Origin of the sequence: Nocardia fusca NBRC 14340, from assembly GCF_001618425.1 — a bacterium.
GTDB lineage: Bacteria > Actinomycetota > Actinomycetes > Mycobacteriales > Mycobacteriaceae > Nocardia > Nocardia fusca.
On sequence record NZ_BDCU01000017.1, the window covers coordinates 61886 to 81300 of the forward strand.

The following is a 19415-nucleotide window of genomic DNA, read 5'->3' on the forward strand; positions in this document are numbered from 1 at the left end:
CGACTGACTCCTTAGACAAGACGCAACGGAGGAGAAGGCGGGAAAACGACCGGCAGGGCGGCCAGGGCCCGGTGGAACGGCCCTGGACGCCAGACGAGTTCTTCGGGTGCCACCGCGAGTTCCAGTTCGGGCAGCGCGTCGAGCAGCAGGTCGATCGCCCCCTGGACCACAACAAACGCCGGCGACTGCGCGGGGCACGTATGCGGTCCGATACTCCAGGCCAGATGGGAGCGGTTGCCCGTGTGGTCGGCGCCCCGGATGGCCGGATCGTTGTTGCACGCCGAGAGGCTGATCACCACCGGCTGGTGGGCGGGCAACCAGGTGTTCTCGACGAGAATCGGCTGCCGCGGATAGGTGGTGCAGAAGTTGGCCATCGGCGGGTCGTTGAACAGCACCTCGTCCAGCGCGTCGCGGGTGGACAGCGCACCGCCGAGCATGTTCCCGCCGAACCGCTCGTCGGTCATCATCAGCAGCAGTGTGTTGTTGATCAGGTTCTGCTGCGGCTCCACCCCGGCGCCGTAGAAGCTGATCAGATTGGACAGCAGCTCCTCGTCGTCGAGTTTCGCCGGATGGTGCACCAGCCGGGAGGTCACATCGTCGGCCGGATCGGAGCGCTTCAGGAAGACGAGCTCCATCAGCGCTTCGCTGAGATGCGTCATTCCCCATTCGGCGTTGACCGTGTCGAACAGCGCGGCCATCCCGTTGGCGACGCGCTCTCCCAGTTCCAGTGAACAACCGACCATCTGGTTGATCACCTCGAACACCAGCGGAAACGCGTACTGCGTGACCAGGTCGGCTTTACCCGTCTCGCAGAAGGAGTTGATCAGTGGAACCGCGAGCCGCTCCACCGTCTGGTGCAGTTCGTGCAGGTCGATGCCATCGATCGCGTGCACATACACCTGGCGGTAGCGCTGATGAAGCTCACCGCTGTTACGCAGGGCGTTCGGGTACCACTCCATCATCGGCTTGACCGGTGAATCGGGCGGGATACTCGTCTGCCAGGTCCGCGGATCGGCCGGGAACCGGTCGGGATCGTTGAGGATCCGCACGGCCGCGTCATAGCCGATCACCAGGGTGGCGGGCACATCCGGGGCCAGGTCGATGGGAACCAGCGATCCGTACCGGCTCCGCATCGCGGCATAGGCGCGATGCGGATCACCGGCGAATTCCTCGGAGAAGAGGCTGAAGCGATCACCGACGCCTCCGGTGGGTTCTCCGTGAACGACCGGGCAGCCGGTGAACGGAGGTTGCTGTTGCGGAACCGGAGAGAACTGCGTGGTCAAAGACGAGACTCCAATCGGTGGAACAGAAATTCGACGAGCGTGATCAGCGACTGCAGGCAGGTGCGTCGATCACGGGCGTCGAGGGCGATGAGCGGAGTGTCGTCGGTCAGGTCGAGTGCCTCGCGCACTTCCGACAGCGGGAAGCGGTTCGAACCCTCGAACTCGTTCACCCCGACCGCGTACGGCACACCGCGCTCCTCGAGTACGGCCAGTACCTCGTCGGCCTTCTCGATACGCCGGGTATCCACCAGGACCAGGGCACCGAGTGCGCCCTTGGCCAGTTCCTCCCACAGCGGGATGAACCGCTGCTGGCCCGGCGTACCGAAGAGGTACAGGGCCAGTTCGGGGTTGAGCGTGATACGGCCGAAGTCCATCGCGACCGTGGTCTGCGTCTTCGATCCCAGTCCGCCCAGATCGTCGATACCGACGCTGGCCTCGGTGATGGTCTCCTCGGTACGCAGCGGTTTGATCTCGGAAATACTGCTCACGAAGGTGGTCTTGCCGACGCCGAAATTACCGGCTACCAGCAATTTCACCGAGCGGGTCACCGTCTCCGGCACATAGTCGACCGCGCGGCCGTATTCCGCGGACCGATCAGGCCGGGAGAGCACGGAGCCCATTGAGTACCTCCTCGAGCAGGGCGATCTCCGGCATTATTTCCGCCGGGGTCGGGATATTCAGATGTCCGCTGTCCAGCAGGTCGGACACGACGATCGTCACCACCGAAGGCGGGAGGTCGAGATAGGCGGCGACCTCCGCGATCGACAGGGCGCCGCGGGCGCAGACATCGACCACCCGGCGCGCATCCGGTGTGGAGCCCGGCGCCGGATCTCCGACGGCGACGACCAGGGTGACCAGGCCGAGCTCACGGGTCGGACGGGAGCGTCCGCCGGTCCGCACATACGCGCGGACCAGGTCTGGATCACGCCGCGACCGGCTCATTGCAGATCGCCGCCGTGTGCGCCTCTGCGAGGTTCGCTCCCGAGCTCGTGGCCGACCCGGCCGGCGAGCTCGTTCATCCGGTGGGCGATCAGGCCCACATCGATATCGGTCATGGTCGCCACACCCAGGAGCGCGCCCTCGCCCGCCGCGGTGATCATGATCATGCCCTGGTCGTATTCGGTCATGTTCTGCCGCACATCGTTTCCGTTGCTACCGCAGAACTCGCCGAGCGCCTTACCGAGCGAACGCAGGCCGGAGGCGGCGGCGGCGAACCGCTCGGCATCGTCTTTCGCAATACCCGCCGAATGGGCGATACGCAGCCCGTCCTCGGACAACAGGACGGCGAATCGGACGCCGGGAACCTCGAGATCGTCCAGTAACCAGCCCAGTTTGTTGGTGCTGTCGGATACCACTGTCCTCGGTGAACCCATCAGGATGTCATCCCTTCGGTGTGTTCGGATGCGGCGGCACGGCCGCTCTTGGAGCCGCTCTGCCAGGCAGCGGCGATATCGGGGCGGGGCTGCCCCGGTTCGGTCCTGTCCTGTCCGGACACGCGATCGTTGATGTCATCAGGGACGGCCGCGGCACGGCGCCGGCGCCGGGGCAGACCGCCGCTGGTGATGTCGTGGACTGTCGTACGCTGCTCGCTCTCGGTCTCGTCGATGCCACCTGCCGCCGAAGTCCGCTCGACAGGCCGGGAGCTCTCGGACACGACCGGGATCGCGGCGTGCGCGCCGGTGCTCGTCGCCGAATGCGCTCCGATACCGGACGATACGGCGTTACCGACCAGAGCGTTACCGGAGCTTCCCGATACCGACGAGGTCTGGCCGCCGGGGACCGCGGCGAGTTCCCGCGGCGCCGGGACGCCGGCCGGTGACACGGCGTCGTTGTCCTGGTTGGCCTTCGGTGCGACCAGCAGTGCCTCCGGGATGTAGACCATGGCGCGCATACCGCCGTAGGCGTTGGGTCCGTCGATGTAGACGGTGAACCCGTAGCGACGGGCGAGCGCGGCGATACCGGGGAAACCGACCTTGGGGGCCGGGCCGAGCTGGTGGATGTCGATCGAGCGTTCGTTGGCCAGGACTTGCCGGGCCTCTTCCATCTGCTCGGCGTTCATCCGGACACCGGCGTCGTCGACGATCACGGTCACGCCGTGATGACCTTCCTGGAAGGTCACATCCACGAAGGAGGTCGGCGGCGAGTAGCGCAGCGCGTTGTCGATGAGCGAGGCCAGCGTGTGCACCAGCGGTTCCACCGCACGACTGATGACGATGCGGTCGAGCTGGGACGGGCGCACCCGCAGGTAGTCACGGACACGACCGGTCGCGCCGCCGACGACGTCGGTGAGCGACTGGGCGGGCCAGCGGCGGCCGGGCAGACCACCACAGACGATCACGTAGGACTGCGCCTGGCGGATCATCTGCTGCACGGTGTGGTCGATACGGATGAGGGTCTCGTAGACGCGGTCGTCGCGGTGTTCGCGCAGCGCGGAGCTCACGACCTGGGAAACGTCGGCTCCCAGGCTCACCACGGAGGTGCCGAACGAGCGGACCGCGGCGCTGGTCGCCTCACGGGCAAGGGTTTCCGCGCGTTCGCGGCCGGCGTCGGCCTCGGTGCGCACGTTCCGCTCGGCGGCCGAGACGGCGGTACGGACCTGCTCCTCCATCTCCCGGGTGACGGCTTCGCGGGTTTCGCTCTGGACGGTCCGCAGGTCCTCGGTGACCCGGTCGACGATCCAGCGCAGGCATTGGGCGAAGCGCGAATTCTCCAGTCCGGGGGGTACTTCGGGTGCCACGGCGGTCTGGTCGAACCGGCGGGCGGACTCCGAGAGGGCGGGCAACGTGCTGGCCGCGAGATGCTCGAGCGCATCCTCGCGCACGGCTAGTTCCCGCTCGAGCACATCGAGTCGTTTCTGTTGGTCTCGCACAGCCCGAACGGCGTACCACGCCACGCCGAGCACCAATATGGGGGCGAGTATCCAGGGAAGCAGCACGGCGGTATTCAGATTCATCAGCTTTCTCGTCGTTGACGGGGCTCGAGGTGCGCCACGCGGTGCCGTGGCATGCCACGGCGCTTCGTCTCGCCTTCCTCGCGACGCCGACCATGTTCGCCCCTGGCCGGATGAGGGTCCGTGCCGGGCACCGCGGTAACGGTCGGTGACATATCCCTTAGTTACTTTCGACTACCCGAAAGTAACTAAGGGACAAGTCATTCGGCCGATCGATGACCATCGGAGCACATCCTCCGATGGCCCGGAACCCGACGACTCGCTCACAGTAGCAGCATTGTGGTGAACTCTCTCAATAACGGCCGATAATCGATTGTCACCTTTCCGTGATAGGGCCGCGACCTCGCAGAATGCGGAAAGGTATTGCGACCGTGAAGATCACGACCGCGGGGCGCCGCGGGGACTGCGCGTGCGGCGGGGCGTGCTCCAAGGCACACCGCGATCGCATCCCCTATCACCAGGGGCGGAGCACCGAAAGAAGACCGACCGGTCGGTGATTGGCGGCGGGCCCGGAAAATTGATATCAAGACAGGTCCAATACTGCCCGCGCCCACTCGAATCGGACGCCCGGCCCGGGCCTAAATGCCCAATGCGCGCCTCCCGCCAGGCGGCGCGACGATCACCGCGGAGACATGGAATAGCCGCATTCCAGTAAAGCCCCGGCATTACCGGGCGAAATGCGACCGCGGCTCCGGAACGGCCGACCGGTCCGTACCAGCGGCCCACTCCCCGGTCTTCCGTCCGCACCAATTCGGGTACAGACCAGAACGCGACGGCGACCCTGTCGGTCGCCGTCGCGAAGTACTGCGCACGGTGGGTGCGCGGGCCTCAGACCGTGAAGCCGAGCGCCCGCAACTGTTCCCGGCCGTCCTCGGTGATCTTGTCCGGACCCCACGGCGGCATCCAGACCCAGTTGATCTTCAGATCGTCGACCAGCCCGCTGCGCACCAGGGCATTACGGGACTGATCCTCGATCACATCGGTGAGCGGGCAGGCGGCCGAGGTCAGCGTCATATCCAGCACCGCGGTGGTCTCCTCGACCCGCATTCCGTAGACCAGGCCGAGATCCACGACATTGATACCGAGTTCCGGGTCGACCACATCGCGCATGGCCTCCTCGAGATCGGCGAGCTGCGCCAGATCCTCGGCCGAGAGTTCGGCGTCGGGGCCGGCCGCCGGCTCCGGCGTGGTGGCCTCGGTGGCAGAAGTATCGGTCATGCTGTTTCCCCGTTCCGTGAGCGGTCGGTAGCGGACGCACCGGGTCCCGCGGCGGAATCGGCCGCGCCGTCGACCCGTAGCACCGCGTCCTTGAATGCCATCCAGCCCAGCAGCGCGCATTTCACCCGGGCCGGGTATTTGGCGACACCGGCGAAAGCGATCCCGTCGCCGATAACGTCCTCGTCGCCCTCGACGGTGCCCCGGCTGCCGATCATCTCGTTGAAGGAATCGACCACACCCAGCGCCTCCAGAACCGGCAGTCCGATCACCTGATCGGTCAGCACCGAGACCGAGGCCTGGCTGATCGAGCAGCCCTGGCCGTCGTAGGACACATCCTCGACCTCGCCATTGTCGCCGAGCCGCACCCGCAGCGTCACCTCGTCACCGCAGGTGGGGTTGACGTGGTGCACCTCGGCGCCGAACGGTTCCCGCAGGCCGCGGTTGTGCGGATGCTTGTAGTGATCCAGGATCACTTCCTGGTACATCTGCTCCATGCGCATGTTCTAGGCAACCCCGAAGAAGCTCTGGGCCTTCCGCACCGCGGCGACCATCTTGTCCACCTCGTCCACCGTGTTGTACAGCGCGAACGAGGCGCGGGCGGTCGCGGCGACGCCGAAACGCCGGTGCAGCGGCCAGGCGCAGTGGTGACCCACCCGGATCGCCACCCCCTCGTCGTCCAGGATCTGGCCCAGGTCGTGGGCGTGGATCCCCTCCACGACGAAGGAGACCGCGCCACCGCGGTCGACGTTCTCGGTCGGGCCGATGATCCGCACACCCGGTACGGCGTCCAGCCCGGCGAGCGCGGCGTCGACGAGGGTGTGCTCGTGCGCGGCCACCGCGTCCATCCCGATCTCCTCCAGATAGCGCACGGCGGCGCCCAGGCCGATGACCTGCGAGGTCATCGGCACCCCGGCCTCGAAACGCTGCGGCGGCGGCGCGTAGGTGGTCTGCTCCATGGTGACGGTCTCGATCATGGAACCGCCGGTGATGAAGGGCGGAGTCTCGTCGAGCAGCGCGCGTTTTCCGTACAGCACACCGACCCCGGACGGACCGAGCATCTTGTGTCCGGAAAACGCCGCGTAGTCGATATCCAGGGCGCGGAAGTCGACCGGGGCGTGTGGTACCGACTGGCAGGCGTCGAGGACCACCAGCGCGCCCACGGCGCGGGCCCGGCGCACCAACTCGGCGACCGGCGCCACCGCACCGGTGACATTGGACTGGTGGCTGAAGGCCACGACCTTGGTGGCCGGCGACAGGTCGAGCGAGTCCAGATCGATACGGCCGTCGTCGGTGACGCCGTACCAGCGCAGCGTGGCGCCGGTCCGGCGCGCGAGTTCCTGCCAGGGCACCAGATTCGCGTGATGCTCGAGTTCGGTGATCACGATCTCGTCGCCCGGGCCCACGTGGTACGGGAACCGGTCGTCGGAGAACGCGTAGGTCACCAGATTGAGCGATTCGGTCGCGTTCTTGGTGAACACGAGCTCGTCGGCGGCGGCGCCGACGAAGCGTGCGATCTGCGCCCGGGCGTCCTCGTAGGCATCGGTGGCCTCCTCCGACAGCTGATGCGCGCCGCGGTGGACGGCGGAATTGCTCGCCAGCAGGAAGTCGCGTTCGGCGTCCAGTACCGCCAGCGGCCGCTGCGCGGTAGCCCCGGAATCCAGGTACACCAGCGGCTTCCCGTCCCGGACCGTACGGTTCAGGATCGGGAAGTCGGCCCGGATCCGGGCGACGTCGAAGGCGGGAAGGGTCGCGGTCATCTCAGGCTCCGGCTCCAGCGGTCTGGGTAAACTTCACATAGCCGCCTGCGTCGAGTTCCTCGGCCAACTCGGGGCCGCCCTCGGCGACGATGCGCCCGCCCACGAAGACGTGCACGAACTCCGGCCGGATATAGCGCAGGATGCGGGTGTAGTGGGTGATCAGCAGGACCCCGCCGTTCTCCCGCTCCTTGTAGCGGTTCACGCCCTCGGAGACGATACGCAGCGCGTCTACGTCCAGGCCGGAGTCGGTTTCGTCGAGGATGGCGATCTTCGGCTTGAGCAGACCCAGCTGCAGGATCTCGTGCCGCTTCTTCTCGCCACCGGAGAAGCCCTCGTTCACGCTGCGATCGGCGAAGGCGGCGTCGATATCGAGCTCGTTCATCGACTCCTTCACCTCCTTGACCCAGTGCCGCAGCTTCGGCGCCTCACCGCGGACCGCGGTCGCCGCCGTACGCAGGAAGTTCGACATCGAGACGCCGGGGACCTCCACCGGATACTGCATGGCCAGGAACAGTCCGGCGCGCGCCCGCTCGTCCACCGACATCTCCAGCACATTCTCACCGTCGAGGGTGATCGAACCCGACGTGACGGTGTACTTGGGATGCCCGGCGATGGCGTAGGACAGCGTCGACTTACCGGAGCCGTTCGGGCCCATGATGGCGTGCGTCTCGCCGGATTTCACGGTGAGATTCACACCGTTGAGAATCTTGACGGTGTCCCCGTCGGGGGTGGCGACCTCGGCGTGCAGATCCTTGATTTCCAGGGTGGTCATAAGGGTGTCGAATTCCTTCGGTGGGCTGTGGGCTGGGTGGTCCGGTCAGACGCCGATCGCGGCGAGTTCGGCCTCGATGGCCGCCTCGAGCCGCTCGGCGACCTCACCGACCCCGATCTTGTGGATGATCTCGTGGAAGAAACCACGCACCACCAGGCGGCGGGCGGCGTCTTCCGGAATACCGCGGGCACGCAGATAGAACAGCTGCTCGTCGTCGAACCGGCCGGTCGCCGACGCGTGGCCCGCGCCGACGATCTCACCGGTCTCGATCTCCAGGTTCGGCACCGAATCGGCGCGGGCGCCGTCGGTGAGGACCAGGTTGCGGTTGATCTCGAACGTATCGGTTCCCTCGGCGGCGGCCCGGATCAGCACATCGCCGACCCAGACCGTGCGAGCGTCCCCCTTGGGTGAATCGGGATCACCCTGGAGCGCGCCCTTGTACAGCACGTTCGATTTGCAGTGCGGCACCGCGTGATCGATCAGCAGACGCTGTTCGAAATGCTGGCCGGCATCGGCGAAGTACAGGCCCAGCAGTTCGGCGTCACCGCCCGGGCCCGCGTAGCGGACATTGCCGGTGAGCCGGACCAGTTCGCCGCCGAGGGTGACCGCGGTATGCCGCAGTACCGCGTCGCGACCCACCAGGGCGTGGTGCGCGGTGGCGTGCACGACATCGTCGGCCCAGTCCTGGACCGCCACCACGGTCAGCTTGGCGCTGTCGCCGAGCACGAATTCGATGTTCTCGGCGTAGGTTCCACTACCGCGCTGATCGATCACGACGGTGGCCACGGCGAATTCGGCCAACCGCACCTGCAGGTGACCGTAGGCGGTCTTCCCTTCACCCGGTCCGGTGATCCGCACGACGACGGGTTCGGCGACCTCGATCTCCTTACCCACCGAGATGACCGTCGCCTGTTCGAAGCCGGAGTACGCCTGGGCGGCGACCCGGTCGGACGGGGTACCGCCCTGCCCCAGGCGGGAATCGTCGCGCCCCACGGTCTCCACGGTGACACCGGTGACCTGCCCGATCTCGACCCCGGCCCGCCCGTCGGCGGTGGCGGTGCCGTTGTGCAGGCCGCGCAGCCGGCGCAGCGGGGTGAACCGCCACACCTCGTCCTTACCGGAGGGGATTTCGAAGGCGTTCACATCGAAGGAGGTGAACACCTCCCCCTTGTTGATCGCCGGCTGGCGAGCCTCGGCGGCCTCGGCAACGTTGTCCAATGCCATCAGCCGACGGCTCCTTCCATCTGCAGTTCGATCAGCCGGTTGAGTTCCAGGGCGTACTCCATCGGGAGCTCCTTGGCGATGGGCTCGACGAAGCCGCGCACCACCATGGCCATCGCCTCGTCCTCGGTCATCCCGCGGCTCATGAGGTAGAACAGCTGCTCCTCGGACACCTTCGACACCGTCGCCTCGTGCCCCATGGTCACGTCGTCCTCGCGGATATCGACGTAAGGGTAGGTATCGGAGCGGCTGATCGTGTCGACCAGCAGGGCATCGCATTTCACCGTCGACCTGGACCCGTGCGCGCCCTTGTTGACCTGCACCAGGCCGCGGTAGGAGGCACGGCCACCGCCACGAGCCACCGATTTGGACACAATGGTCGAGGAGGTGTGCGGGGCCAGGTGCAACATCTTGGCGCCGGTGTCCTGGTGCTGTCCCTCACCGGCGAAGGCGACCGAGAGCACCTCGCCCTTGGCGTGCTCACCGGTCATCCAGACGGCCGGGTACTTCATGGTGACCTTGGAGCCGATATTGCCGTCGATCCACTCCATGGTGGCGCCCGCCTCGGCCTTGGCCCGCTTGGTGACCAGGTTGTAGACGTTGTTCGACCAGTTCTGGATGGTCGTGTAACGGCAGCGGCCGCCCTTCTTCACGATGATTTCGACGACCGCCGAGTGCAGCGAATCGGATTTGTAGATCGGCGCGGTGCAGCCCTCGACATAGTGCACGTAGGCGCCCTCGTCGACGATGATCAGGGTCCGCTCGAACTGGCCCATGTTCTCGGTGTTGATCCGGAAGTAGGCCTGCAGCGGGATGTCGACGTGCACGCCGGGCGGCACATAGATGAAGGAGCCACCCGACCACACCGCGGTGTTCAGCGCGGAGAACTTGTTGTCCCCGGCCGGGATGACCGTGCCGAAGTACTCGCGAAAGATCTCCGGGTGCTCCTTCAACGCGGTATCGGTGTCGAGGAAGATGACGCCCTGCTGTTCCAGGTCCTCGCGGATCTGGTGGTACACGACTTCGCTCTCGTACTGTGCCGCGACACCGGAGACCAGCCGCTGCTTCTCCGCCTCCGGGATGCCCAGCTTGTCGTAGGTGTTACGGATGTCCTCGGGCAGGTCCTCCCAGCTCTCGGCCTGCTTCTCGGTCGAGCGCACGAAGTACTTGATGTTGTCGAAGTCGATACCGTCGAGGTTGGAACCCCAGTTCGGCATGGGCTTGCGGTCGAAGATGCGCAGCGCCTTGAGCCGGTTCTCCAGCATCCAGGCCTGCTCGTCCTTCTTGGCCGAGATATCGCGAACGACCTCCTCTGAGAGACCACGCTGCGCGCTGGCTCCGGCCGCATCCGAGTCGGCCCAGCCGTAACCGTATTTACCCAGCGAGGCAATGGCCTCCTCCTGGGTGAGCGGTGGCACCTGGTCGGTGGTGGTCGTCATTCGGCGCTCCTTCCGGAGTCGTTCGGTGCGTCCGTTGCGGGCTGTGCAACGGTTGCAGGTGAAGCGTGCTTCGGTCGATCGGCGGCCGCCGTGGGCAGCACCGTCAGTGGTACGTGGGTGGTGCAGGCACAGTCCCCGTTGGCGATGGTGGCCAAGCGCTGCACATGGGTACCGAGAACCTCCCGGAAGGCCGCGAGTTCGGCCTCGCACAGTTCGGGGAATTCCTCGGCCACATGGGCGACCGGGCAGTGGTGCTGGCAGATCTGTACACCCGCGCCCACGCGGCGGGTACTCGCGGCGAACCCCGCGTCCGATAGCGCCGTGGCGATCTCCTCGGCCTTGGCCGCCGTACCCGATCGCCCGGAATCGTCCGCGGTGTCGGGCTCTTCCGCCGCCGGCTCCGCGCGGTGACCCGGGAGCGGTTCGATCCCGTCGACCAGGGTGCGTGCGCGTTTACGGGCGAAATCGGTGACCGCTTCCTCGCCGCCGATCTCGCGCAGCTGCCGGATGGCCGCACCGGCGAGATCGTCGTAGGCGTGGCCGAGCATGCCGCGCCCGGCCGCGGTGAGCTGGTACTGCTTGGCCGGCCGTCCGCGACCCTTCTGCTGCCAGGGCGCCGACCGCCCGGCGCGTGCCTGACCCGATTCGATGAGCGCGTCCAGATGCCGGCGCACCCCCGCGGGCGCCAGGCCCAGGGCACTGCCTATCGCGGTCGCGGTGATCGGTCCCTCCTCCAGCAGCAGCCGGACGATGGCGGCGCGGGTATGGCCTTCGCCGCCGGTCGCGGGCACGCCGACGGACCCGGTACCGGCCCGGTGACCAGCCCTTTCGTCCACATTCGGCAAACCCATAGTTTTCACAACATCAGTGTGGCGGAATTCGTTCCCGAAATCTAATAAGGGTGCCCTGAGCAGGCGGGTCGCCCGATCCGGCCGAAAACGCCGAAATCGCCTGTTCGGGCGAGAAAGTGGCGCTCGCGCCTCCCCTGCCGGATCAGTGCAGTGATGTGCTTCACTGCGCCGGAGGGCCGGGCCGATCACGCGACCTCGCGCCGGAGAATTTGCTGCCCGGCTGCACCCACGCCCGGCGCTCCGCCGGCCGGACGAGCCGCCGGGCTCTCCGGACCGCGCGCCCGGAAGCCCTTCGCGGATCCACCGTCGTCGGACACCACGCGCGGGCACCGGACACCCACGGTAGCCAGAAGATGTCCGGCCCGGAACCGGCACCCCGGCAACCGGTCGCTGCGCCTCCGGCCCGCCGCGCGATGCCACGGCCCGGGCACCGGCAGCGCCCCCGGCGAACTAGTCTCGGTGACCGTGGCAGGACAGGCAGGCGCCCCGGGCGCAGTGGCGTCGCGCGGGCAGCGCGCACTGAAACTGGTGCGGCGCGCCCTCGGACTCGATGTCCCGCCCTCGGATCACACCATCGCCATTCTGCACAGCGACGAATCCGAGGTTCCGGGGCTCGACCGCCGGGAGCGGGCACAACTGGACCGGATCCGGCTGATGGGTGCCACGGGCACCGTGCTCATGGCGATCAGCGCCCTCGGTATCGGCGCGCAGCCGGTGCACCAGAATCCGACCTCGGGCATGCGGGTCCTGGGTATTTTCGCGCGGGCGCACACCGGATCACTGGCCATGTGCATGGTCGGCACGGTGACCGTGGTGCTGGCCTGGCTGCTGCTGGGGCGGTTCGCCGTCGGCGGGATCGGCGGTTCGCCGCGGCACCGGCTCACCCGGCGCCAATTCGACCGGACACTGCTGCTGTGGATCATCCCGCTGTGCGTGGCGCCGCCGATGTTCAGCAACGACGTCTACTCCTATCTGGCACAGAGCGAGATCGCCGCCCGTGGGATCGACCCGTACCAGGAGGGGCCCGTCGCCGGGCTCGGTATCGACAATGTGCTCACCAACAATGTCCCCAATATCTGGCGCGAGACACCCGCGCCCTACGGACCGCTGTTCCTGTGGATAGGCCACGGGATCGCCGGGCTCACCGGGGAGAACATTCTGGCCGGGGTCTGGGTGCACCGGCTGCTGGCCCTTGCCGGGGTGGCGCTGATCGTCTGGGCGCTGCCGCGGCTGTCCGTGCGCTGCGGGGTGGCACCGGTGAGCGCGCTGTGGCTGGGTGTGGCGAATCCGCTCGTGCTGTTCCACCTGATCGGCGGGGTGCACAACGACGCGCTCATGCTCGGCCTGATGCTGGCCGGGCTGGAGTTCATGCTGCGCGCGATCCACGGGGTCCCCGGTGACGGCGGGCCACCCCCGCTGGACGGCCGCGGCTGGACCCTGCTGGTGGGCGGCGCGGTGGTGATCAGCCTGTCGTCCTCGGTGAAGGTCACCTCGATCATCGCGCTGGGCTTCGCGGGAATGGCCCTGGCCCGCCGCTGGGGGCCGGGGCTGCGGCCGATCCTGGCCGCGGCCGGACTGCTCGGCCTGCTCGCGGTGGTGGTAACCGTGGTGATCAGCACGGCGAGTGGCCTCGGTTTCGGCTGGCTCTACACCTTGAACACGGCGAACGCGGTGCGCAGCTGGATGTCGCTGCCCACCGCCCTGGGCATCGTCACCGGATTCGGCGGCGTCCTGCTCGGCCTCGGCGACCACACCACCGCGCTGCTCAGCATCACCCGGCCCATCGCCGCCGTGGTGGCGGGTTTCATCACCGTGCGAATGCTGGTCGCCACCTGGACCGGGCGCCTGCATCCGGTGGGCGCACTGGGGGTCTCGCTGGGCGCGATCGTGCTGCTGTTCCCGGTCGTCCAACCCTGGTATCTGCTGTGGGCCATCGTGCCGATGGCGGCCTGGGCCACCCGGCCCGTGTTCCGCGGCCCGGCGATCGGTATCTCCGCGGTGGTCAGTGTGATCCTCATGCCACGCGGCGCGGACCTCGAGGTGTTCCAGATCGTGGGGTCGGCGGTGGCCACCGTGATCGTGTCGCTGCTGTTCATCGTGGTCACCCGGAACTCACTGCCCTGGCGGGCGCAGCAGGGGGTGTCGGCCCCGTCACAGCCGGCCGGGGCCTACGGTGGGACCTCGTGACCGCTTCCCGGGTGCCCGCCGTACAGGTGGACCACGTCGCCAAACGCTACGGCGAGACGACCGCGGTGGACGGTATCGGTTTCACTGTCGAACCCGCACAGGTCTTCGCCCTGCTCGGTCCGAACGGCGCCGGTAAAACCACCACGGTGGAGATGTGCGAGGGCTTCGTCCGCCCGGATTCGGGGCAGGTGCGGGTCCTGGGCCTGGACCCGATCGCCGACTCCGAGCGGCTGCGCCCGCGGATCGGAGTGATGTTGCAGGGCGGCGGCGCCTATCCGGGCGCACGTGCCGGGGAGATGCTGGATCTGGTCGCCTCCTATTCGGCGAACCCGCTGGACCCCGCGTGGCTGCTCGGCATGCTGGGCCTGGCCGACCACCGCCGCACCCCCTATCGCCGGCTCTCCGGTGGCCAGCAGCAGCGGCTGTCGCTGGCGTGCGCGCTGGTCGGCCGCCCGGAGATCGTCTTCCTCGACGAACCCACCGCGGGGATGGACGCGCAGGCCCGGATCCTGGTGTGGGAGTTGATCGACGCGCTACGGCGCGACGGTGTCAGCGTCCTGCTCACCACCCATCTCATGGACGAAGCCGAGGAATTGGCCGATCACCTGGTGATCATCGACCACGGACGCATCGTCGCCTCCGGTACGCCGGCCGAGGTCACCGCGCACGGTGCGGCCGGGCAGTTGCGTTTCGCCGCGCCACCGCATCTGGACCTGGACCTGCTGCAGTCGGCGCTGCCGGAGGGTTTCGCGCCGAAGGAGACCAGCCCCGGCTCGTATCTGGTGGAGGGCGAGATCAACCCGCAGGTACTGGCCACGGTGACCGCCTGGTGTGCCCGGGTCGACGTGCTCGCGACCGATATCCGGATCGACCAGCGCCGGCTCGAGGACGTCTTCCTGGAACTGACCGGACGGGATCTGCGCGCATGAGGTGCGATACCTCCGCCTTCGCTCCGGCCTCCGCGGACCGCATCTGCCAACTTCGGGAAGGCCGAGTGATGCGATACCTCCACCTTCACTCCCCCTCCGCGGACCGCATCGATCAGTTTCGAGGGAGGCTCGATGACCAAGCCTGAACTGACGGCCAATCGGTTCGAGCCGGGTACTTTCGCGCCCGCGCCCCGGCCGGCGCCACGGGTGGCCATGTTGCTCGCGCAGACCCGGCTCGATCTGGTGCTGCTGCTGCGCAACGGCGAACAACTGCTGCTCACCATGTTCATTCCGGTGACGCTGCTGATCGGGCTGGCGCTGTTGCCCTTCGGCGACATGGGTCCGGACAAGATCGACAAGATCGTGCCCGCCGTGATGATGGTGGCGGTGATGTCGACCGCGTTCACCGGTCAGGCCATCGCCATCGGATTCGACCGCCGCTACGGCGCGCTCAAGCGACTGGGCGCCACTCCCCTGCCACGCTGGGGGATCATCGCGGGTAAGAGCGGGGCAGTCCTGCTGGTGGTGATCCTGCAGGCGGTGCTGCTGGGCCTGATCGGGATGGCATTGGGCTGGCGGCCGACACCGTTGGGGCTGCTGCTGGGCGCGGTGCTGATCGCGCTGGGCACCGCCACGTTCGCGGCGATGGGCCTACTGCTCGGCGGCACACTCAAGGCCGAAGTGGTACTGGCGCTGGCCAATATCCTCTGGTTCGTCATGCTCGGTATCGCCAGCGTGGTCTTCGCCTCCGAGGAACTGCCCGCCGCGGTCCACACTCTGGTGCGACTGGTCCCCTCGGGTGCGCTGGCGGTCGCGCTGGAACACGCGCTGAGCGGGGGCGTCGACTGGCTGGGCGTGGGCGCGCTGATCGTCTGGGGTACCGGCGCGGGCCTGCTCGCGGCCCGCTGGTTCCGCTTCGAATGATCTTCCACGACACGTTGTAGTAGTCCGGGTGCGGGCCGGCGGTGGCCGCCCGCTACCATCGGGACGTGCTGTATCGCGCATTCCTGCGACTCGTCGACCGGCTGCCGCTACCCTCGCGGCGCACCCAGCTGCTGATCGCGCTGGCGGTGATCGCCTCCCAGGCCGGCATCGCCGTGACCGGCGCGATCGTCCGCGTCACCGCGTCCGGTCTGGGCTGCCCCACCTGGCCGCAGTGCTTCCCGGGCAGTTTCACCCCGATCGGGGTCTCCGAAGTGGCCGTGCTCCATCAAGCGGTGGAGTTCGGCAACCGCATGCTCACCTTCGTGGTGACGCTGTGCGCGGCGCTCATCGTCCTGGCCGTCACCCGGGCCCGGCGGCGGCGCGAAGTGCTGATCTACGCCTGGCTCATGCCCGCCGGCACCGTACTTCAGGCGGGCATCGGCGGTATCACGGTGCTTTCCGGCCTGCTCTGGTGGACCGTCGCGCTCCATCTGCTGGCGTCGATGCTCATGGTGTGGGTGGCCGCGGTGATGTACGCGAAGGTCGCCTCCCCCGACGACGGTGTCGACACCGTCCGCGCACCCGCGCCCCTACGGTGGCTGACCGTGCTGAGCGGAGTCGCCCTGGCCGGGGTCCTCATCGCGGGCACGCTGGTGACCGCCGCCGGTCCCCATGCCGGCGACAAGAGCATCGAACGTCCGGTGGCCCGGCTCGAGGTGGAGATCGTCACGCTGGTGCATCTGCATTCGCAGCTGCTGGTCGGCTACCTCGCCCTGCTCGTCGGTCTCGCCTTCGGGCTCTTCGCGACCGGTATCACCAAACCGGTGCGGGATCGCCTGTTCGTCCTGCTCGGGCTGGTGCTCGCGCAGTCGCTGGTCGGCATCGTCCAGTACTTCACCGACGTCCCGGCGGCGCTGGTCGCCATCCATGTCGGCGGCGCGGCGCTGTGCACCGCCGCCACCGCCGCGCTATGGGCCTCCCTGCGTAGCCGTGAACCCCTGCCCGCCGAGGTAGTGGAACCGAGCGCCCAGCCCGCCTGACCCGACTCAGGTCGCGCTCGGCCCGTTCTGATAGCTGCGCGCGACCAGCGCCGAGGTCAGATACCACAGCCCGGTGGGGATCGCGGGATCGAATCCGGTGAGCATCCGGACCCGTTTGAGCCGGTAGTCGAGCGTATTGGTGTGCATATGCATCAGCCGGGCGGTGCGCTGGCGATTGAAATTGTTGGCGATGTGCTGGCGCAGCGTTTCCAGCAGTTCGGGATGTTCGTCGAGCGGATCGAGGATGGCGCTCAAGTGCTCGCGGGCCGGACCCGGCCGGGTGATCTGGAATTCCAGGGCCAGATCGGTGAACCGATGCAGGCCGCCGCCGTCGGTGATGCGCTGCACGGTGTCGAGGAGTTCGTGGGCGCGGTCGGTGGCATCGGGGATCTCGGCGGTGGCCGCGGTGACCACGGTGCCCGTGACGGGCACCTGCGCCGCCTGCGCCAGGCGCGCGATCAACTCGTCCAAGGTGTCCTCGGGGAAAGCGTCCGCGGGCAACAGCACCGTGCCGCCGTCGATACTGAGCAGCGACAGCGCCTTCTCCCCGCAGCTGCGGGCGAGCTCGGCCTGGACCCGGCGCAGCTTGCGCCGGGCGACGATCCGGCCGTCGACCTGCGGCGCGGATTCGTCCGGATGCGGCGCCAGCGCCAGCGCCAGCACCTGATAGGCCTCGGCGATCTCGATCCCGCACTCCCGGGCCATGGTGGCGGTACTGTGCCCGCCGAGCAGCGCCGAGGTCAGCGTGTGCACCGCGGTGTGGTGTTCGGAGACCACCCCCCGGTATTCGCCGACATAGGCCAGCGCCACCTCCGAGGTGATCGTGTCCAGGATCTCCAGCATCCGGCGGGCGGTGTCGACCAGGGTCGCCGAATCGGCCGGCCCCGCGGTGGCCATGATGCGGTCGAAACCGAGTTTGAAACCCTCGTGGATGGCGTGGTTGATCGTGTCGATCGGGATGCCCTCGCGGGCCCATTCGGCGGCGGCTTCCCGGACCTGTTCGATCTTTTCCGGCAGCTCGCGGCCGTCGAGCCGGCTCACCGTGAGTTCCAGGCAGAGCCGGGTGACCGCGGTGACATCGCCCTGGAGCGCGTCTCCCGGAAGCGTCCCGCACGGTGCCACGTGCTCGACGAAATGACCGACCATCTGACGCGACAGGGTCGATACGTCCCGCAGGTGGTTCGAGATCGGACGGCCGGACACCGTGAGTCTGGAACGGGTCGGACTGCTGACCGTCATATCGGCTCCTTCTACCCCGGGGCTGACGCTCGAGGCACTAACGGTAGCGCGAACCGGTTACTCGTCAGTAGTTTTTGGTCGGGAAACTGTTCGAGCTACCTGCGACCGGGGCGTGCGACCTGTGAGCACCCACAGGTGTCAGTTCTCGTTGCGAGCCTTCGGAAATCGCGTCTGACCGGCGACCCAGCCGGCCATCTTCGCCCAGTGCCCGGTCCGCGGCGTGGTACGGGCCACCAGATCGCGTTCCCAGCCCTCGGCGGCGGTGAGCCCGTCCACCGCGTCGATCACGGCCTGCGCGGTGGCGGTATCGGCGACCATCCGATCCCCGAGGACACCGTCGGAACCGACCAGGGTGAGCCGCACGCCCCGGCGGCCCACCGGCTGCGGCACGGCCTCGGCCGACCCTCCGTGCGCGGCGACGAACTTGCGCACCGACTCGACGATCTCCCGGGGAGCGGCGACGGTGGCGGTGGCGGAATCTGCACTCATGCCGAGGAGTTTACCGGCGAGTAGGTCGGCGCCCCCGGACCCGGTCCGAACCACCCGGTCGCCATGGCGGCGGCACTCGGCACCGCTGCCGCGGACCCCCGTGTTCCGGGTGCGGGCACCGGTGTAGAACTGGACCCATGCGCGCGATCCAGGTAGACCGGCACGGCGGTCCGGAAGTGCTGACCCTTGTCGAGGTTCCCGATCCGGAGCCCGGACCGAATCAGCTACTGGTCGATATCGATGCCGTGGGAGTCAATTTCATCGACACCTATTTCCGCACCGGGACCTATCCGCGCCCGGTGCCCTACATTCCGGGTTCCGAAGGTACCGGAGTGGTGGCCGAAATCGGTTCCGAGGTCACCGGATTCGCGGTCGGCGACCGGGTGGCCTGGGCGGCGGGGCCGAACAGCTACGCCCCGCGCGCGGTGGTGGACGAGGCGGTCGCCGTGGCGGTGCCCGGCGATATCGACCCAGCGGTGGCGGCCTCGGCCCTGCTGCAGGGTATGACGGCGCACTATCTGATCGAATCGGTCTACCGCCCCGAACCGGGCGAGACGATCCTGGTGCACGCGGGTGCGGGTGGAGTCGGGCTGCTGCTCACCCAGCTGGCCGCGGCGCGCGATATCCGGGTGATCACCACGGTGTCCACCGACGAGAAGGAGACCCTGTCGCGCGGCGCCGGCGCCTGGGAAGTGCTGCGCTACGGCGACCATCTCGCCGAACGGGTCCGTGAACTGACCGGCGGCGAGGGTGTCGCGGCGGTCTACGACGGCGTGGGCGCGGCCACCTTCGACGCCAGCCTCGCCGCACTGCGGGTCCGCGGCACGCTGGCGTTGTTCGGCGCGGCCAGCGGCCCGGTGCCGCCGGTGGACCTGCAGCGGCTCAACGCGGCCGGGTCGGTGTTCGTGACCCGTCCCAATATCGCCCACTACACCCGCGATCGCGCCGAACTGGACTGGCGGGCCGGCGATATCCTCGAGGCCGTCGCCGACGGCTCGCTCACCGTCCGGGTCGGCGCCACCTACCCGCTGGCCGAGGCCGAGCAGGCACATCGCGATCTGGAGAGCCGTAAGACCACCGGTTCGATCGTGCTGCTGCCCTGATCCGTTCGACCCG

The 19415-nt window shown here is 68.0% G+C and carries 19 protein-coding genes; 5 read left to right on the forward strand and 14 right to left on the reverse strand.

Annotated features, from left to right (window positions below; all coding sequences use genetic code 11):
- Nucleotides 1-11: 11 nt before the first annotated feature.
- The 12 genes from NF4_RS06715 to NF4_RS06770 form a co-directional block, all read right to left on the reverse strand.
- Entirely contained in the window at nt 12-1283 is a 1272-nt protein-coding gene (locus NF4_RS06715) for a cytochrome P450 (protein ID WP_063126439.1), read from the reverse strand.
- On the reverse strand, nt 1280-1903 hold the full coding sequence (locus NF4_RS06720) for a GTP-binding protein (protein ID WP_051164821.1): 624 nt from the start codon (nt 1901-1903) through the stop codon (nt 1280-1282). Before NF4_RS06720 ends, NF4_RS06715 begins: the two co-directional genes overlap by 4 nt.
- Entirely contained in the window at nt 1878-2225 is a 348-nt protein-coding gene (locus tag NF4_RS06725) for a DUF742 domain-containing protein (RefSeq protein WP_030521401.1), read from the reverse strand. Before NF4_RS06725 ends, NF4_RS06720 begins: the two co-directional genes overlap by 26 nt.
- Nucleotides 2222-2656 carry a roadblock/LC7 domain-containing protein gene (locus NF4_RS06730; RefSeq protein WP_030521402.1) on the reverse strand — a complete coding sequence of 145 codons (435 nt, stop codon included), beginning with the start codon at nt 2654-2656 and terminating at the stop codon, nt 2222-2224. The genes NF4_RS06725 and NF4_RS06730 overlap by 4 nt, the downstream gene beginning before the upstream one ends.
- Complete coding sequence (locus NF4_RS06735) at nt 2656-4236, reverse strand: ATP-binding protein (RefSeq protein WP_063126440.1); 1581 nt, start codon at nt 4234-4236, stop codon at nt 2656-2658. Before NF4_RS06735 ends, NF4_RS06730 begins: the two co-directional genes overlap by 1 nt.
- 825 nt (nt 4237-5061) lie before the next feature.
- Entirely contained in the window at nt 5062-5451 is a 390-nt protein-coding gene (locus tag NF4_RS06740) for a metal-sulfur cluster assembly factor (RefSeq protein ID WP_063126441.1), read from the reverse strand.
- Nucleotides 5448-5951, reverse strand: coding sequence for a Fe-S cluster assembly sulfur transfer protein SufU (gene sufU / locus NF4_RS06745; protein WP_063126442.1), 504 nt, complete (start codon nt 5949-5951; stop codon nt 5448-5450). Before sufU ends, NF4_RS06740 begins: the two co-directional genes overlap by 4 nt.
- A 3-nt stretch (nt 5952-5954) precedes the next feature.
- Complete coding sequence (locus NF4_RS06750) at nt 5955-7208, reverse strand: cysteine desulfurase (RefSeq protein ID WP_063126443.1); 1254 nt, start codon at nt 7206-7208, stop codon at nt 5955-5957.
- 1 nt (nt 7209) lies between these two features.
- Nucleotides 7210-7980, reverse strand: a complete 771-nt coding sequence (gene sufC, locus NF4_RS06755; protein WP_063126444.1) for a Fe-S cluster assembly ATPase SufC — start codon at nt 7978-7980, stop codon at nt 7210-7212.
- A gap of 45 nt (nt 7981-8025) precedes the next feature.
- Nucleotides 8026-9204: a Fe-S cluster assembly protein SufD gene (gene sufD, locus NF4_RS06760; RefSeq protein WP_063126445.1), complete on the reverse strand. Its 1179-nt coding sequence runs from the start codon at nt 9202-9204 to the stop codon at nt 8026-8028.
- Complete coding sequence (gene sufB, locus NF4_RS06765) at nt 9204-10640, reverse strand: Fe-S cluster assembly protein SufB (protein ID WP_030521409.1); 1437 nt, start codon at nt 10638-10640, stop codon at nt 9204-9206. Before sufB ends, sufD begins: the two co-directional genes overlap by 1 nt.
- The gene (locus NF4_RS06770; RefSeq protein ID WP_063126446.1) at nt 10637-11491 is read right to left on the reverse strand and encodes a helix-turn-helix transcriptional regulator; all 855 of its coding nucleotides are present in this window, start codon (nt 11489-11491) and stop codon (nt 10637-10639) included. The genes sufB and NF4_RS06770 overlap by 4 nt, the downstream gene beginning before the upstream one ends.
- Nucleotides 11492-11956: 465 nt before the next feature.
- On the opposite strand from NF4_RS06770, the gene mptB reads away from it, so the two are divergent.
- From mptB to NF4_RS06790, 4 genes are all read left to right on the forward strand, one after another.
- Nucleotides 11957-13678 (forward strand): polyprenol phosphomannose-dependent alpha 1,6 mannosyltransferase MptB, encoded by a 1722-nt coding sequence (gene mptB, locus NF4_RS06775; protein ID WP_435829470.1) that lies wholly within the window; start codon nt 11957-11959, stop codon nt 13676-13678.
- Nucleotides 13675-14607 carry an ABC transporter ATP-binding protein gene (locus tag NF4_RS06780; RefSeq protein WP_063126448.1) on the forward strand — a complete coding sequence of 311 codons (933 nt, stop codon included), beginning with the start codon at nt 13675-13677 and terminating at the stop codon, nt 14605-14607. The genes mptB and NF4_RS06780 overlap by 4 nt, the downstream gene beginning before the upstream one ends.
- A 132-nt stretch (nt 14608-14739) precedes the next feature.
- Nucleotides 14740-15531 carry an ABC transporter permease gene (locus NF4_RS06785; protein WP_063126449.1) on the forward strand — a complete coding sequence of 264 codons (792 nt, stop codon included), beginning with the start codon at nt 14740-14742 and terminating at the stop codon, nt 15529-15531.
- A gap of 65 nt (nt 15532-15596) precedes the next feature.
- Nucleotides 15597-16571, forward strand: coding sequence for a COX15/CtaA family protein (locus NF4_RS06790; protein ID WP_063126812.1), 975 nt, complete (start codon nt 15597-15599; stop codon nt 16569-16571).
- 6 nt (nt 16572-16577) lie between these two features.
- Here the strand turns inward: NF4_RS06790 and NF4_RS06795 are convergent, their stop codons facing one another.
- Together NF4_RS06795 and NF4_RS06800 are read right to left on the reverse strand one after the other, a co-directional pair.
- Nucleotides 16578-17810, reverse strand: coding sequence for a PucR family transcriptional regulator (locus tag NF4_RS06795; RefSeq protein WP_063126450.1), 1233 nt, complete (start codon nt 17808-17810; stop codon nt 16578-16580).
- Between the two features lie 138 nt (nt 17811-17948).
- Nucleotides 17949-18299, reverse strand: coding sequence for a hypothetical protein (locus NF4_RS06800; protein WP_063126813.1), 351 nt, complete (start codon nt 18297-18299; stop codon nt 17949-17951).
- A 137-nt stretch (nt 18300-18436) separates the two neighbouring features.
- Here NF4_RS06800 and NF4_RS06805 point away from each other — a divergent pair, with 137 nt between their 5' ends.
- On the forward strand, nt 18437-19402 hold the full coding sequence (locus NF4_RS06805) for a quinone oxidoreductase family protein (RefSeq protein ID WP_063126451.1): 966 nt from the start codon (nt 18437-18439) through the stop codon (nt 19400-19402).
- The last annotated feature ends 13 nt before the right edge of the window (nt 19403-19415 follow it).

What these genes read in the sequence shown, in the direction of transcription:
- NF4_RS06720 (WP_051164821.1), bottom strand. Translation starts at nt 1,903, where the DNA reads ATGGGCTCCGTGCTCTCCCGGCCTGATCGGTCCGCGGAATACGGCCGC.
- NF4_RS06725 (WP_030521401.1), bottom strand. Translation starts at nt 2,225, where the DNA reads ATGAGCCGGTCGCGGCGTGATCCAGACCTGGTCCGCGCGTATGTGCGG.
- NF4_RS06730 (WP_030521402.1), bottom strand. Translation starts at nt 2,656, where the DNA reads ATGGGTTCACCGAGGACAGTGGTATCCGACAGCACCAACAAACTGGGC.
- NF4_RS06735 (WP_063126440.1), bottom strand. Translation starts at nt 4,236, where the DNA reads ATGAATCTGAATACCGCCGTGCTGCTTCCCTGGATACTCGCCCCCATA.
- NF4_RS06740 (WP_063126441.1), bottom strand. Translation starts at nt 5,451, where the DNA reads ATGACCGATACTTCTGCCACCGAGGCCACCACGCCGGAGCCGGCGGCC.
- sufU (WP_063126442.1), bottom strand. Translation starts at nt 5,951, where the DNA reads ATGCGCATGGAGCAGATGTACCAGGAAGTGATCCTGGATCACTACAAG.
- NF4_RS06750 (WP_063126443.1), bottom strand. Translation starts at nt 7,208, where the DNA reads ATGACCGCGACCCTTCCCGCCTTCGACGTCGCCCGGATCCGGGCCGAC.
- sufC (WP_063126444.1), bottom strand. Translation starts at nt 7,980, where the DNA reads ATGACCACCCTGGAAATCAAGGATCTGCACGCCGAGGTCGCCACCCCC.
- sufD (WP_063126445.1), bottom strand. Translation starts at nt 9,204, where the DNA reads ATGGCATTGGACAACGTTGCCGAGGCCGCCGAGGCTCGCCAGCCGGCG.
- sufB (WP_030521409.1), bottom strand. Translation starts at nt 10,640, where the DNA reads ATGACGACCACCACCGACCAGGTGCCACCGCTCACCCAGGAGGAGGCC.
- NF4_RS06770 (WP_063126446.1), bottom strand. Translation starts at nt 11,491, where the DNA reads ATGGGTTTGCCGAATGTGGACGAAAGGGCTGGTCACCGGGCCGGTACC.
- NF4_RS06785 (WP_063126449.1), top strand. Translation starts at nt 14,740, where the DNA reads ATGACCAAGCCTGAACTGACGGCCAATCGGTTCGAGCCGGGTACTTTC.
- NF4_RS06795 (WP_063126450.1), bottom strand. Translation starts at nt 17,810, where the DNA reads ATGACGGTCAGCAGTCCGACCCGTTCCAGACTCACGGTGTCCGGCCGT.
- NF4_RS06800 (WP_063126813.1), bottom strand. Translation starts at nt 18,299, where the DNA reads ATGAGTGCAGATTCCGCCACCGCCACCGTCGCCGCTCCCCGGGAGATC.
- NF4_RS06805 (WP_063126451.1), top strand. Translation starts at nt 18,437, where the DNA reads ATGCGCGCGATCCAGGTAGACCGGCACGGCGGTCCGGAAGTGCTGACC.